The organism is Ectobacillus ponti (assembly GCF_024294785.1).
GTDB classification, from domain to species: domain Bacteria; phylum Bacillota; class Bacilli; order Bacillales; family Bacillaceae_G; genus Ectobacillus; species Ectobacillus ponti.
Window position 1 is genome coordinate 55,384 of sequence record NZ_JANCLT010000004.1, and the last position, 14,361, is coordinate 69,744.

General features: G+C 51.8%; 17 protein-coding genes. 13 read left to right on the plus strand and 4 right to left on the minus strand.

The genetic code is table 11. The features are described 5' to 3' along the window. Nucleotides 1-28: 28 nt before the first annotated feature. Nucleotides 29-1,222: a murein hydrolase activator EnvC family protein gene (locus NK662_RS09005; protein WP_254758597.1), complete on the minus strand. Its 1,194-nt coding sequence runs from the start codon at nt 1,220-1,222 to the stop codon at nt 29-31. A 222-nt stretch (nt 1,223-1,444) separates the two neighbouring features. Here NK662_RS09005 and NK662_RS09010 point away from each other — a divergent pair, with 222 nt between their 5' ends. The 8 genes from NK662_RS09010 to NK662_RS09045 all read left to right on the plus strand — a co-directional run bounded on the left by NK662_RS09010 (nt 1,445) and on the right by NK662_RS09045 (nt 7,442). Continuing rightward, nucleotides 1,445-1,600 (plus strand): hypothetical protein, encoded by a 156-nt coding sequence (locus NK662_RS09010; protein WP_254758598.1) that lies wholly within the window; start codon nt 1,445-1,447, stop codon nt 1,598-1,600. A gap of 199 nt (nt 1,601-1,799) precedes the next feature. After that, on the plus strand, nt 1,800-3,065 hold the full coding sequence (gene gltP, locus NK662_RS09015) for a glutamate/aspartate:proton symporter GltP (protein ID WP_254758599.1): 1,266 nt from the start codon (nt 1,800-1,802) through the stop codon (nt 3,063-3,065). A 156-nt stretch (nt 3,066-3,221) separates the two neighbouring features. Continuing rightward, a complete protein-coding gene (locus NK662_RS09020; RefSeq protein WP_254758600.1) occupies nt 3,222-3,557 on the plus strand; it encodes a lmo0954 family membrane protein in 336 nt (111 codons plus the stop codon). A gap of 22 nt (nt 3,558-3,579) precedes the next feature. Then, entirely contained in the window at nt 3,580-4,236 is a 657-nt protein-coding gene (locus NK662_RS09025) for a PspA/IM30 family protein (protein ID WP_254758601.1), read from the plus strand. Between the two features lie 257 nt (nt 4,237-4,493). Beyond that, nucleotides 4,494-5,222, plus strand: a complete 729-nt coding sequence (gene liaF, locus NK662_RS09030; RefSeq protein WP_254758602.1) for a cell wall-active antibiotics response protein LiaF — start codon at nt 4,494-4,496, stop codon at nt 5,220-5,222. Next, complete coding sequence (locus NK662_RS09035; RefSeq protein ID WP_254758908.1) at nt 5,222-6,271, plus strand: sensor histidine kinase; 1,050 nt, start codon at nt 5,222-5,224, stop codon at nt 6,269-6,271. Before liaF ends, NK662_RS09035 begins: the two co-directional genes overlap by 1 nt. Beyond that, entirely contained in the window at nt 6,268-6,900 is a 633-nt protein-coding gene (locus NK662_RS09040; RefSeq protein ID WP_254758603.1) for a response regulator, read from the plus strand. Before NK662_RS09035 ends, NK662_RS09040 begins: the two co-directional genes overlap by 4 nt. A gap of 113 nt (nt 6,901-7,013) precedes the next feature. Further along, nucleotides 7,014-7,442, plus strand: coding sequence for a transporter (locus tag NK662_RS09045; protein WP_438503606.1), 429 nt, complete (start codon nt 7,014-7,016; stop codon nt 7,440-7,442). Between the two features lie 38 nt (nt 7,443-7,480). Here the strand turns inward: NK662_RS09045 and NK662_RS09050 are convergent, their stop codons facing one another. Next, the gene (locus tag NK662_RS09050) at nt 7,481-8,938 is read right to left on the minus strand and encodes a bifunctional metallophosphatase/5'-nucleotidase (RefSeq protein ID WP_254758604.1); all 1,458 of its coding nucleotides are present in this window, start codon (nt 8,936-8,938) and stop codon (nt 7,481-7,483) included. 207 nt (nt 8,939-9,145) lie between these two features. On the opposite strand from NK662_RS09050, the gene NK662_RS09055 reads away from it, so the two are divergent. Then, on the plus strand, nt 9,146-9,355 hold the full coding sequence (locus NK662_RS09055; RefSeq protein ID WP_254758605.1) for a hypothetical protein: 210 nt from the start codon (nt 9,146-9,148) through the stop codon (nt 9,353-9,355). A gap of 12 nt (nt 9,356-9,367) precedes the next feature. On the opposite strand, the gene NK662_RS09060 is transcribed toward NK662_RS09055, so the two are convergent. Continuing rightward, a complete protein-coding gene (locus NK662_RS09060; protein ID WP_254758606.1) occupies nt 9,368-9,562 on the minus strand; it encodes a hypothetical protein in 195 nt (64 codons plus the stop codon). Between the two features lie 187 nt (nt 9,563-9,749). Between NK662_RS09060 and NK662_RS09065 the strand changes: the two genes are divergently transcribed. The 3 genes from NK662_RS09065 (at nt 9,750) to hmpA (ending at nt 13,050) form a co-directional block, all read left to right on the plus strand. After that, nucleotides 9,750-10,832 (plus strand): site-2 protease family protein, encoded by a 1,083-nt coding sequence (locus tag NK662_RS09065; RefSeq protein ID WP_254758607.1) that lies wholly within the window; start codon nt 9,750-9,752, stop codon nt 10,830-10,832. Between the two features lie 160 nt (nt 10,833-10,992). After that, nucleotides 10,993-11,517: a hypothetical protein gene (locus tag NK662_RS09070; protein ID WP_254758608.1), complete on the plus strand. Its 525-nt coding sequence runs from the start codon at nt 10,993-10,995 to the stop codon at nt 11,515-11,517. Nucleotides 11,518-11,829: 312 nt separating this feature from the next. Further along, nucleotides 11,830-13,050 carry an NO-inducible flavohemoprotein gene (hmpA, locus tag NK662_RS09075; protein ID WP_254758609.1) on the plus strand — a complete coding sequence of 407 codons (1,221 nt, stop codon included), beginning with the start codon at nt 11,830-11,832 and terminating at the stop codon, nt 13,048-13,050. A 20-nt stretch (nt 13,051-13,070) separates the two neighbouring features. Here the strand turns inward: hmpA and NK662_RS09080 are convergent, their stop codons facing one another. Next, the gene (locus NK662_RS09080; RefSeq protein WP_254758610.1) at nt 13,071-13,577 is read right to left on the minus strand and encodes a Crp/Fnr family transcriptional regulator; all 507 of its coding nucleotides are present in this window, start codon (nt 13,575-13,577) and stop codon (nt 13,071-13,073) included. Between the two features lie 94 nt (nt 13,578-13,671). On the opposite strand from NK662_RS09080, the gene NK662_RS09085 reads away from it, so the two are divergent. After that, complete coding sequence (locus tag NK662_RS09085) at nt 13,672-13,893, plus strand: hypothetical protein (RefSeq protein ID WP_254758611.1); 222 nt, start codon at nt 13,672-13,674, stop codon at nt 13,891-13,893. Nucleotides 13,894-14,361 lie beyond the last annotated feature (468 nt).

Consider the following 14,361-nt stretch of genomic DNA (forward strand, 5'->3'; position numbering starts at 1 on the left):
AGTCTCAACCGCTCCCGGGTTGAGACTTTTATGGTTCCAAATACGGCTTTGGATCGACCGCGTTTGATTTGGCCAGATTCCATTCCCCGACATGCAGCTCGAAGTGCAGGTGCTGCCCGGTAGAGTCGCCGGTGCTGCCCATTACGCCAATCTGCTGTCCTTGTGACACGGATTGTCCGGTGGCAACGTTGTAGCTGCTGAGGTGCGCGTATACGGTCGTATACGTTTGGCCATTAATGCGGTGCGAAAGAAAGACTACATTTCCGTATGTTGCGGAATGATAAGCACGAATGACAGTGCCGCCCGCAGCCGCACATACAGAAACATAGCCGGGCTTAGCAATATCCAGTCCATAGTGCATGCGGCCCCAGCGCGGACCAAATCCGGAGGTATAATCCCCCGCAGCCGGCTTGATGAACCTTCCCGATTGGGCGCTTGGCGCTGCTGATGAGCTTGAGGATGGCGTATTGAGCTGCTCCTCGGCCATTTCCTTTTGCACCGCTGCCTTTTGCGCCTGTAAAATGTCCGCCGCTTCCTGGGCGCTTGCCAGCTCCTCGGTTGTTTGGGACAGCTGCTGATGCATAGCCGCAAGCAGCTCTGCTTGCTTTTGCTTATTTGATTCCAGCTCCTGCTGCTTCAACTGCAAATTATTTGCGTAGGTTTGCAGCTCGAGCTGCTTCTCTGTTATGGCAAGAGTCTCCTGCTGAAGTGCATTTTGGTCTTGCAGCTGTTCTTCTAATATCTTTTTATCGGAATCTATAATAAGTCGAATGGAATACAAGTTCTCCAGCAAATCACCCAAACTGCGTGAGTCTATCAGCATTTCGGCAATAAAATTCGTATGTGGCTGCTCTTGCAGTGTCACCAAACGCTCATTGATGACCTTCTGCCGCTGATCCACCTGCTGTTGCAGCTTAGCCGCTTGTTCCTGCTGCTTCTCAAGCGCCGTTTCTGTTTGTTGCTTTTGCTTCAAAATGGCAGCCAAATCCTGTGTATTCTTCGCAATGCTTGACCCCAATGCGTCCAGCTCCTGCTGCAGCTGCGAAATGCCCTGCTCAAGCAGCTGTTTGGTCTGCTCCTGCTGCTGCACATCCTGCTGTTTATTCTGCAGCTCGGTTTGGATCCGCTGCAGCTTCTCTGCATTGCTTTCCGCATATGCGAGGACAGGGGCGATGAGAAGGCAGCCTGCCGCCGCAATGCTGATCATTGCTTGTTTGCTCATGTGCACCTCTCCCTTCCTACCGTACTTGTTATACCATAAGGATTCATGACATGCCATGGTTATTGCTGGTGTAACAGTTGCGTAATGGTAATATAATGATGGAAGGGAGAGTGTGTTGTCTCTATACCGCGTGAAATGGAAATGCAGCATTTAATACAGGACTTTCCATATGGAACTGCGAATGAAATGTAGAGAGCACAGGGAAAAGTGAGGGGGGAAACTTTGAAAAAACATGAGTGGAGCTTTTTGATTGGTTTGGCTGTTGGGTTTTTGCTGGCAAAGCCGATCCGGATTTATAATATTAATGGAAACAGCCATGCGACAATCCAATTGAACAGCCGCACCTACGGGCAGGGAAACAAGACGGGAAGCAGCTAGAAAGCGCTTCCTGTTTTTGTTGTCAAGATACAAAATTTATATTTACATAATGTTTAAGTTATTGTCAGATTGTGAAATTTCGTTTATCATAACAAAGGTGCATACCGTGCATACGAAATAGATAGAAAAATCTAACAAATAATGAAATTTCCATTCTGTTAGATTTGAATATTCACCCTTAAAGAAGGAGGTTGTTTTTATGAAAAAGATAGGATTAGCTTGGCAAATTGTCATTGGCCTTGTACTCGGTATTGCGGTTGGTGCCATTTTTTACGGAAACGCAGATGTTATAAAGTATTTGCAGCCAATCGGCACAATTTTCATCCGTCTGATTAAGATGATTGTCGTTCCAATCGTTGTGGCAAGCCTGGTTGTCGGTGTGGCAGGTGTCGGCGACATTAAGAAGCTCGGCAAGCTCGGCGGCAAAACCATTTTATATTTTGAAATCATTACAACCCTGGCCATCGCCATCGGTTTGCTGATTGCCAACGTATTTCAGCCGGGAGCGGGCGTAAAGATTGACAGCCTGCAAAAGAAGGACATCTCTGCTTATTTAACAACAACTGAAACAGTAAAGAGCCATTCCTTTATTGATACCTTTGTAAACATTGTACCAACGAACATTATCGATTCACTCGCCAAAGGCGATATGCTTGCGATTATTTTCTTCTCCGTCATGTTCGGTCTTGGTGTGGCGGCAATCGGCGAGCGCGGCAAGCCGGTGCTGAATTTCTTCCAGGGCGTGGCGGACGCGATGTTCTATGTGACAAACCAAGTGATGAAGTTTGCGCCGTTTGGCGTGTTTGCGCTGATCGGCGTAACCGTATCGCAATTTGGCGTAGCTTCCCTGATTCCGCTCGGCAAGCTGGTTGTCATCGTCTATGCTTCCATGGCCTTCTTTGTTCTTGTCGTGCTTGGCCTTGTGGCCAAGATGGTCGGCATCAATATCTTTGCCTTTATCAAAGTCATTAAGGATGAGCTGATTCTGGCTTACTCTACGGCAAGCTCTGAGACAGTATTGCCAAGACTGATGGAGAAAATGGAGAAGTTCGGCTGTCCAAAGGCGATCACGTCCTTTGTCATTCCGACTGGATATTCCTTTAACCTCGATGGTTCCACACTGTATCAAGCCATCGCAGCGATCTTCCTGGCGCAGATGTACGGCATTGACCTGTCCCTGTACCAACAGGTTACGCTGTTGCTTGTGCTCATGGTAACCTCCAAGGGGATTGCCGGCGTGCCTGGCCTGTCCTTCGTTGTATTGCTGGCGACACTTGGTTCCGTCGGCATTCCGCTCGAAGGCCTGGCATTCATCGCGGGCATCGACCGTATTCTGGATATGGCGCGCACAGCGGTGAACGTTGTCGGCAACTCGCTTGCAGCTGTTATTATGTCCAAGTGGGAAGGCCAGTATGACGCAAAGCAAGGACAAGCCTATCTGGAGGAAGTACAACGCGCTTCCTGATATCAGCAACAAAACCTCATGCCCCCGGCATGGGGTTTTGTTGTTCTTAGGCATTTCTAGGTCTAAGGTCTGAGCGCAAAACCGTTCCCAGGTGCGTTATGGGCGGATGCTGTTCCAGTTAAGATAGAGATATCAAAACGAAGGGAGGCCATCCAGATGAAGAAGCTGTTAACCTTTGCCGCTGCCGCGGTTCTCGCCATCATCGCATTTGCCAGCCTGGGGCATATCGCCGGGCTGCTGATCGGGGCTGCACTTGCCTACTGGAGCTTCCGATCCTTTCTGCGGTCCCGCAGTCTGCCGGGCAAGCTCTGGTGGGGCATTGCCGGATTGGCCGGGGTATCGGTGGTGCTTGGCAACTTCCCGGCTGTCATCGGCATCGGCGCTCTGGCGCTCTTGTATTATGGCTGGAAGGATTATCGGAAGCGTAAGGAACCGGCCGCGCAACCATTTGACAACTTTGAGCGCGAATGGGAAGCATTGATGAAAAAATAATAAAAAGGAAGGAAGAAACACAATGAAAACTTCATTATTCCAACGGATCCGCAGCACATTTTTGGCAGACATGCACGAGTTGCTTGATGAGAAAGAGCGCCAAAATCCAATCGCTCTGCTGAACCAATATTTGCGCGACAGCGAGCAGGAGGTCAAACGGATTGAAAAGCTGATCAGCCGGCAGCAGCAGCTGCGCACCCAGTTCTTCCGCGAACTGGAGCAGGCGCGCTATATGGAAAAGAAGCGCAGACACCAGGCTGAGGTAGCCTTCCAGGCAGGAGAGGCAGCTTTGCAGGAGCGTGCCCTTCAAGAAATGCAATATTATGCCAAGCAGGCGGCACAGCTTGAGGAGCAGCATACAAGGGTGATTGAACAGACAGAGGATCTGCAGCAGAAGCTGGAGGAAATGAAAAACCGCTTGAAGGAGCTGCATGCCAAGCGGCTGGAGCTCATGGCACGTGAAAATGCCGCACATGCCCACCGGCGCATTCATGATGCGATGCATAAGGTGTCGGATGAAAATCCGTTCCTTCGCTTCAGTGAAATTGAGGAGCAGATCCGTGATCTGGAAATGCGCATCACGGCTGATTATGAGCGGGATACGTTTGATTATAAAATCGCCAGGCTGGAAAAGCAGCTGAAGGAGAAAGAAACGGTACAGCAGGAAATCAGCTTATGATATAGTGGTAGAAGAAGGAAAAGGGATTGCAGGGCAATTCCTTTTTCCTGCGGAACGGGAAGGCTCCATTGTGGAAGCCTCCCTTCGGTGAGCCGTGCAAGCCATGAAAGCATTTCGGATTGTCCAGCTTTCATGGCTGGCTCACTGCCAGGGAGAACCCCCGGCACACAAAGGCAAAAGGCGCCTTTGAGGCCGGAGAACCTCCCTTCGGTGAGCCGTGCAAGCCATGAAAGCATTTCGAGAGAGGAGGAATGGAGATGAAACGGTCTTTATCACATACAGAAATTGTCAGCGCCGGGCTGGTCATCTTAGGAATTGGCGTGCTTGCCGATCTCATTACAGGCCGCTTTTCCCCTCCTGCTCTTCTGTTCGCGGCAGCGCTGCTGCTGTTGGGGCGGCACTACCGGCGCAGGCGCAAAATGGCAAGGGGGAATATGCTGCTTTTGATCGGCATGCTGACGTTGGCCGGACAGCTTTTCTCCTCCGTTGCCTTTCAGCTGCTGCTGGCGGCAGTCCTGCTGTATGGCGGTGTTGAACTGCTGCGGAGCCGGCGGCGGCCATTGTCCATTTCCTTGCAGCCGGCATCGCCGGCAGGCAGCCGCCTTGTAAGGAAGCAGCCGTTTCTGCGCAATTTTCTGATTGGCACCCATCGGGTGATGGACCGGATTTATGAGCTGCAGGATTGGAATATCCGATATGGCATCGGCGATGTGGAGGTTGATCTTTCCACCGCCATGATTCCAGAGGGAGAGACTGTGCTTGTCATTCACGGGGTAATCGGCAATATCCGTTTGCATGTGCCCTACGATGTGGAATTGTCCTTGCATCACAGTGTCCTGATTGGCAAAACGGTCATGCTTGGCGAGGAAGACCGCAGCTGGAACCAGACTCTCAGCTGGATGACGGAAGGGTACGCAGCGGCGCCGCGCCGCGTCAAAATTGTTACATCGCTTTTCATTGGCGATACGGAAGTGAGGTATGTATGATGCAGTACAAGCATGGATTCTTTCGGACTGTGTTCCATACCTCGCTTTTGGGTGCTGCCGGAGCGGCGCTTTTTGCCACCGTTATCTATACGTGGACAAGCGGGCAGGATGTGTACAGCTTTTTGTGGACAAAGATTGCCTCAGTTCCTGTTGTATTGTTTGTGCTTGGCGGCAGTGTACTGCTTGGAGGAGCGATCGGCTATGCAGCGGCGCAGCAGCTGCGCCGGCGTGTCAATACGCTCTCGGCCATGCTGATGGACTTGGAGCGGGGCAATTTGCAGGTGCAGATGCCGGAGGGGGAGCTGGATGAGTTGGGCCAGGTGGAGAAGCGGATTGCGGCTCTGGGCGGCAGGCTGCAGGAGCAGACGGCGCTGTTTCAGCGGATTGCCAGCGAGCGGACGGAGTGGAGCGAAGAGCTGCGGCAGGAGGCCATTTCACAGGAACGGCACCGGCTCGCGCGCGAACTGCACGATTCTGTCAGCCAGCAGCTGTTTGCGATGTCCATGATGATGTCGGCGGTGAATGCCCAGGAGCAGGCGTGTGCAGAGCCTGTCCGGAGGCAGCTGCAGCTGATTGAGAATATGATTGTGAATGCGCAGTCGGAAATGCGTGCCTTGCTCCTGCATTTGCGTCCGGTTCAATTGGAAGGGAAGAAGCTGGCGGAAGGCATTGACGAGCTGCTGACAGAGCTGTCCCGCAAGCAGCATATCCGGCTGGAATGGCTTGTCGATCCGGTTCAGCTGAATCGAGGGGTGGAGGACCATCTGTTCCGGATTTTACAGGAGGCGCTGTCCAATACGCTGCGGCATGCGAAGGCCAAGAAAATGGAAGTGCGGCTGCGCGCGGTAGGCGGGCAGGTTATCTTAAAGGTGCTTGATGACGGAGTCGGCTTTCAGGTGGAGCAGCGGAAGGCAGGGGCATATGGACTGCAGTCCATCCAGGAACGGGTGCAGGAGATTGGCGGCACTTGGAAAATCATCAGCTTCCCGGGAAAAGGGACACAGCTGGAGGTTAAGGTGCCGATGATTGAACAGGGGGATGAAGCATGATACGGATTCTATTGGTGGATGATCATGAAATGGTGCGGATGGGAGTGTCCGCATACCTGTCCATGCAGCCGGACATGGAGGTGGTCGGCGAGGCGGAAAATGGGCGGCGAGGTGTCGACATGGCCTTGGCGCTCCGTCCGGATGTGATTCTGATGGATTTGGTGATGGAGGAGATGGACGGCGTGGAGGCAACACGCCGTATTGTGGCGGCTTGGCCGGAGGCGAAGATTGCGGTGGTGACGAGCTTTCTGGATGATGAAAAGCTGTATCCTGTCATTGAGGCGGGCGCAGTCAGCTATTTGCTGAAAACATCCCGTGCCAGTGATATCGCTGATGCAGTGCGCGCCACTTACCGCGGAGAAAGCGTGCTTGAGCCGCAGGTTACCGGAAAGATGATGTCCCGGATGCGCCGCGGTGGAGAGCGGCCCTTGCATGAAGAACTCACAGAGCGTGAACAGGAAATTCTGCAGCTGATGGCAAAGGGAAAATCGAACCAGGAAATTGCAGATGAGCTGTTTATTGCCCTGAAGACAGTAAAAACACATGTCAGCAATATTTTAAATAAGCTGCAGGTAGTGGACCGGACGCAGGCGGTTATTTATGCGTTCCGCCACCAATTGGTGAAGTGAAGCGGGTCAATCCAAAGGGAGGGCCTGCTTTTTATTTTTACAGACAATGCTCCGGGACAGGGACGGCATCATACATATGGTAACGATAATGATACTATGAGAGGTGAGCCATCATGAATCCGTATTGGTATGGACCCGATATGCGGCAGTTTCCAGTCATCACGCAGCCGTCACAGCCGTATATTCCACCGTTTCCGCCTTTCTTTCCCGGACAGGGACAGGGGCAAGGCGGATATACGCCGCCACCGCCGCCAGGGGGAGGCGGTGGGCAGCAGGGAGCGCCACAGACGCCGCCGCCATCCTTCACACCGCCGCGCCCGCCATCCCAGGCGAGCCTGTATGCAGTCGATCCCGGCGCAATCCGCCGCTGTCTCTACCGTTACACCTACGTCTGGCTGCGCAATGGCCGCGGCTTCTGGTTTTATCCCATCTATGTCGGCCGCAATTCTGTAGCCGGCTACCGCTGGCGCCCGAACCAGTATCGCTGGTCCTACGTGGGCCTTGATTTGAATTCCATTGAGTATTTCGAGTGCTCCTTCTAATGGCAGCAAGGGCTTTCTCCGAATGGAGCAGGCCTTTTTTACGGTGCATGCTGCATGTACTGCAGCAGCACATCAAAATCGGTAGGCCCCTCAGCGAGTATGCTTCCCTTTGTAAAAGCAAAAAATCGGTCACCGCCTTGCGCCAGAAAGGAATTGACTGCCACTGTATAGACTTGCCTGTCATCAAACGGCCGGCCGTCATCCAAGGAGATGGGAAAGGAAACAGCATCATAATGCAGTCCAGCGGCATACAGCGGCTCTTTGCGTCCGTTCCATTGCTCCGCCAGCACTTCTTGAATTTGCCTGCCTGTCATCTGCAGCTTCATAATCCGGTGCCGAAACGGCTGCACGGAGAATAAAGATCCCCAGGTAATGCTCCCGGTTTGCAGGTCGCTCCGGATGCTTCCAGCATTGACAAAGGCAATATCAGCTCCAACCGCCTTTCGCTGCGCCTGTGCGAGCATATTTCCGAGTGCGCCATTTTGTCTCGTTAAGGAAGCAGTGCTGCTGCTGATAATGGTATCTGCCTGGCGGGCGTCTGCTTCCCAGTGATGGAGGAGTCTGGTCACAGTCTGGTCCGGCTGTATCCGGTCCTGGTCCACCAGAATGACTTTGCCCGTTTTGTGGATCACATCTTTCGTAATTGGGTCAATTTGCAATTCTGCTTTGGCATAGGCCATCCCATACGAATACCCCTCCAGCAGCAGCTTTCCATCCACTTCTCCATTGATATAGGAATGGTTATGGCCGCCGAAAATGACATCCACCTCGTCATCTACAGCCTGGGCCAAATCAGCAAGCTCACCGGTTGTAGCACCTCCCTCCGTTGTGCCGGGCACATGTGCAAGAACAATAATGGTGCGGATGCCTGCTTTTTTAATTTCCTGCACCGACAGATTGATGGCTTCTGCTTCATCGAGGAACGAAACGGAAGCAACATTTTCCCGCAGTGTAACGTCAGGTGTTTCGGTGGTTGTCACACCTATGAACGCAATGGGAATGCCGTTTACGGTTCGGATCAGATAAGGCGGGAATAAGAGCTGGCCGCTTTCACGGTCCACAACATTGGCAGAAATATAGGGGAATGCACTTCCAGCAAAAAAGCCTGTTTCCGGATGAGTGCCGCCGTGAATGAGCCGTTCCATTTCTGTGACGCCATGGTCAAATTCATGATTGCCCAGTGTGCCAGCGGTAAAGGGAAGAGTGTTCAAAAACGCCATGGCAGGCTCATCCTGCCGCAAAGCGGATATGGCAGGGCTGCCGCCAACCATATCCCCGGCGTGGACAAGCAATGTATGCGGCTGATGCTTCAGTTCAGCAAGAAGATAGGCGGATACATAATCAGCACGGCCAGTCTTTTTGCCTTGCAGAGCACTGGTTGTATTCAGTTGCCCGTGGAAATCATTCAGGCTGAGCACTTGTATAGAGACAGGAGCAGGCTGGGGAGAAAATGAATGGATGAACAGAGAAAGGGAAATCAGCCAGGAAAACCACATAGACGTCAACTCCCTTCTTGATTTGAAGCCATTGTAATACAGCAAAGCCTGTATATATATAAAGCGCATGTAAAGAGAATCTAACAATTCCTTAAAGACCCATGAGGATATAAGGGGAGGAAGGAGGAATTTCCTGGGGGAGCAGCGAAAGTATATCAGCATATCCGCTGGCTGGATACAGAAAACAAACTAGAAGAGGTGACGGCAATGCTAATTCCAATTCTATTTCTTGTGGTGAGTGTGTTGGCAATCAGTGTATGTGTGTATTACATGCGTGTCGATAAGCAAGACGAAGTGCTTCTCCTTCAGAAAGGAAGTTTGTTGGCGAGAGGGTCCCGATTTGTCGTATGTTCCAAGTGCGGCCGAGCGCAGGCAAGCAGCGGCGGATATCAGGAGTGCTGCAGGACGAGGATGTAAAAAAGACTTGGGCTAACCAAGTCTTTTTTTGTATTTCCGGATAATTAGCAGTCCAATGAGGCCTCCAATGGTGCAGGGCAGCCAGAAGCTGGCCGAGCCGCCGTCGTCATGGAGCCATTCGATCGGCAGAAAGAGGCCGAATGTGTACAGAATCAGCATGGATGCAAAAAAAGAAAGAAGTCCGAAAATGATAGAATATATGGTCATAGTTTCACCTCCACCCCCTAGTATTGGTGAATTTTGGAGAAAACATAGCCGAATCATTAAATTTTTAAGGATAAAAATTAGTTAAGATCATATGACTAGTCTTAAATAAAGTTTTTAAGTACCCCTTTTAAGAGGGATACATCTCTTGTAGAATAGAAAATGAAACTGATATATAAAGAGGTGTACGATGAAAAAAAGCCGTACGGGAGCATGGGGAATTGTAAGTGCAATTGGGGTATTTCTGCTGTCTAAATTAAAATGGGTACTGGGGATTGTAAAGCTTGCCAAGTTTTCCACAGCCTTCAGCATGCTGCTTTCGCTTGGGGCATATGCTGCAGTGTACGGGTGGAAGTTTGGGGTGGCGCTTGTCTATTTGTTGTTTGTCCATGAAATGGGGCACGTGTGGGCGGCCCGCCGCTTGCGGCTGCCAACGTCTCCAGCGCTGTTCTTGCCTTTTGTCGGAGCGGTTGTGGGATTGAAGCAAATGCCGAAGAATGCCCGGGATGAAGCTTTTCTTGCTTATATGGGGCCTCTATTCGGCCTGTTGTCGTTTCTGCCTGCCATCCCGCTGTATATATGGACGGGAGAGCCGTTTTGGGCGCTTGTTATCGTTCTTGGCGGCAGCATCAACTTCTTCAATCTGATTCCGGTGTCGCCCCTTGACGGAGGCCGCATTGCCGGCGCAATCAGCACAAAGCTCTGGGTGGTAGGCCTGATCATTTTATTGGTGTATGCAGTGGCAGCCTTCAGCATTATGGGCTTTTTCCTTGTGCTGCTCGGTGTCAGCACGTGGTTCAGCCTGCGCAAACGGCAGAAGGAAGCGGACGATGCTGCAGCGGAGGAGGAAACCTACAGCTATTATTTGCAGCGGCTGCGCCGGGAATGGGAAGCGTATGGGGCTGTACACCGCACTGTGTTTCAAATGGAAAATCACCGCTCTGAGCTGCAGCTGCGGGCAAACCGCGGTTCCTTGCCTGCGAAGGAAGCCCGAGAGCTCTTGGCGCTCGACCGTCTGACAGACGCCTTTCGTCCGTTTGACTATGTTATGGAGGGAGAAGAGCAGCAGGAGCAGCTGCCGGCTCTACAGGAAGCCTTTCAAAGGGTGGAAGAGCAGCTTCGGGAGACCGCAGCGGAACGGGAAGGCATCCGCAACTACTATCAGCTTAGCGGCAGGGAACGGGTACAAACGCTCATCATTTACTTGCTGCTGCTGGCTGTGCTCGGCTATAGCGCCTACTACGGCAACCAAATTCTGCTGGAGCATCCGTAGCTCAGACAACGGTAGCTGAGAAAAATGTCGGAATTACGAGAATGGTTTTTGCAGGAAACTGTCAGTTTACAGCGAAACTGAAAAGTGTGAAACAGAATAGTACATTATGTAACACAACCGTCTTACTTGCTGCGCACAACGAGGGAAAGAGGTACAGGCAATGAAGAAACTGTGGAGCATAATCGGCATTTTGACAGCCATGCTAATCTCGTATTTTTTGCTGAGGGAGTTTATGGTCTATTATGCGGACCGTCCGATTGGAGCAGGGACCGCACAAGCGAATGTCCAGCTTGCGGAAAAGGAAGGGGTACTGCAGTTCATTGGAAAAACGCATGCCAGCTTAAATGATTTCTTGAATTTCGGGAAAGCGGAGCAATATACAGAGGGCGACTGGAAGCTGCTGCGTCAGTGGCTGCAGCAGGAGGAGCCGGCTCTGCAGAATATAGAGAAGAGGGCGCAGGACCCGAGACTGAAACGGGATTTGTCGCGAAGCCACCGGCTGCTGAAGCTGGGGGCATCTGCCGGAAATATCCAGTATGTGATTTACGGGCATCGGATTTATCACGACTTGGATATTTTGGCCAATGGATTTAAGGGCGAAACAAATGTATGGGGCTACACAGAGGTGGGCGGCGGCAAAGAAGTGCCGAAGCTGGAGGAGCATTTGAAGCAAAATCCGCAGTAGGAGTGCGCAGAGTGGGCGCACTCCTTTTTGGTGCCCGCTTTTCTCTGGGAGCCGGCTGCACTTTTCGTGGTGTCCAGCTGCAGCAGCCAGCCATCTGCCAGGGAGAACCCCCGGCACAGAAAGGCAAAAAGCGCCTTTCAGGCCGTGGAACCTCCCTTCGGATAGCGGAACGGGCCGCTTCCACTTTTCGTGATGTCACAGTACCGTCACAGAATGAACATGATTTGTGTGATTTGCATCACAGTTTTGTGCGCGGGACTTTTCTATAATAAACACTGTGGAAATGAAATTTACATAGAAAAGGTGATCGATATGACAACAGCGGCAAAGCCACTCATGAGTGAGAAAACAATGGAAATTGTGAAGGCAACTGTTCCGTTGCTGCAGGAGCGCGGTGTAGAGATTACGACTTACTTCTATCAAACGATGTTCGCAGAGCATCCGGAGCTGCTGAATATCTTCAATCACGCCAACCAAAAGAGGGGCCGCCAGCCGCAGGCATTGGCAAACTCCGTGTACGCAGCGGCAGCCAACATTGAAAATTTGGGAGCGATTATTCCGGTTGTGAAGCAAATTGCACACAAGCACCGCAGCCTTGGAATTAAGGCCGAGCATTACCCGATTGTAGGAACATACTTGCTTCGAGCGATTAAAGAAGTGGTGGGAGCACCGCAGGAGATCCTGGATGCCTGGGGTGAAGCATATGGCGTGATTGCCGACATCTTCATCCAAGTAGAAGCCGGAATGTATAAGGAAGCCGAAGAGCAAGCGGGCGGCTGGAAGGAATTCCGCGGCTTTACCGTAACGAAAAAGGTGCGGGAGAGCGACACCATTGCCTCCTTCTACCTGCAGCCGGCTGATGGCGGCGCTCTGGCGGCATTCCTGCCAGGTCAATATGTGAGTGTTAAGGTGGAAATTCCAGGCGAAACGTATACACATATCCGCCAGTACAGCCTGTCAGATGCATCCGGAAAGGACTATTATCGAATCAGCGTAAAGCGCGAAACAGCAGGCGCAGAGACGCCTGATGGCATTGTGTCCAACTATCTGCACGACCATGTGAAGGAAGGCGATGTGCTGCCGATCAGCGCGCCAGCCGGTGACTTCTTCTTGCATACAGAATCCGCTGCACCAGTTGTCCTGCTGGCAGGGGGTGTGGGCTTCACGCCGCTGATGAGCATGCTGAACACGCTGGCAGAACAGAAACGCCAAGTAACATACGTGCAGGCGGCGCTGAACAGCAAGGTGCATGCCATGAAGGAGCATACGGCAGCACTGGCAGCAGCGAACGAAAATGTCCAAGTCTATACCGTGTATGCTGAGCCGACTGAGGCAGACCGCGCTGCAGGCAGCTTTGAGAAGGAGGGCTTTCTTGATCTGGCTTGGCTGCAATCTGTGGCAAGCCAAGAAGCCGACTTCTACTTCTGCGGTCCGGTTCTGTTCATGAAGCATGTTAAGGCTATGCTTGAGGAGTGGGGCGTGCCGGCTGAGCGGATTCATTTTGAATTCTTCGGCCCGGCGGCGGCAATCTAAGAGCGACAAACAGGGGACGTTCAGTTCCCTGTTTTCTGTTCTCTCAGCAGGCGGTTCACCGTCTCGCGGCGGAGGCCGATCAGCTGGGCAATTTCAGTCTGTGTCAGCACCTCATAGATGGAGACATCATCCAGGTAAGCGGCAGCCCATTCCTCCAGGCGTTCCAACCGTTCTTTGGGGGAAACAGTGGTCAATTGGTCGATGCGCTGCTGCATCATCCGCAGCTTGGACTGCAGCTCCATTGCGATGTCGGCATATGCCTGTGGCTCCTGCTGCAGCTGTTCATACCAAGAGGCCGCCGGGATCACCTCGACTTCTGTTCTAATGACAGCCACTGCTGTTCCATGATATTCTTTAGGAGAAATGAGGGAATGGTGCGGAATGGTTTCACCCGGGGTGACAAGGTTGAAGAGAAAGGAGGAGCCGTCCTCCTGCAGCCGGACGACCTTGAGCAGGCCGGTTTTCACATGGTAAAGAGGTCCTTCTTCGCCCTGTCGAAACAAAATTTCACCTTTATGTAAAATCACAAACAAGCACCTCTTTATTTTTATTTTGTCCTCTGTTAGTATACTGTGTAGTGTATGAAACTGCAATGGAAGTGGATGTAGGGGGAGGAGCGCCATGTTCGAGAGAATGCTGGAGGCAAGAGTTCCGGAAGACGCCGTTGTTCATGTGGAAGAAATGACAGGCGGACTTGTGTTATCTGTTGAAATTGACGGGAAAATTATTTATACAATGGCATATGATCAGGAAACAGACAGCTATGCGGAGCTCTACGACCGGAATGACCGGCGGGCGCAGCAGGTGCATGAGGATTTAATGGGCTGGACCCTTCTTCACTAGAGGATGCTACCGAATGAGGTGCATCCTCTTTTCTATATATCGGGAAGCCGATTCTTGTCGTGGGATTGTAATCACTTGTAACTGCATTGTAAATGCCTATTAACCTGTGTTCCTTGCACTTGCAGTATGATAGAGGTACAAAGATTGCGGAAATGGAGGCTCCAGGTTGCGGGGATTGTACGGAACAAATTGGCATCTGCTGATCATTTGCTTTACGCTGCTTCTGTTCTTTTTAGGATTTCTGTATACATGCTGGCAGTAGAGTGGCTGGACTTGCGGCTCTTGTTCATACGCAAACTGTCTGAAAACGCGCCTAATTTTTCGGACTGTCGGAGATGAAAAAGAAGAGGATGCTTATGGGGCATCCTCATTTTACGTTTGTGGGACATGGCATAAACAAACGAGGCCCCTCCGCTTTTCTCTATGTCCAGCTGCGGGGCCCGGCTTCCTGCCAGGGAGAACCCGGCC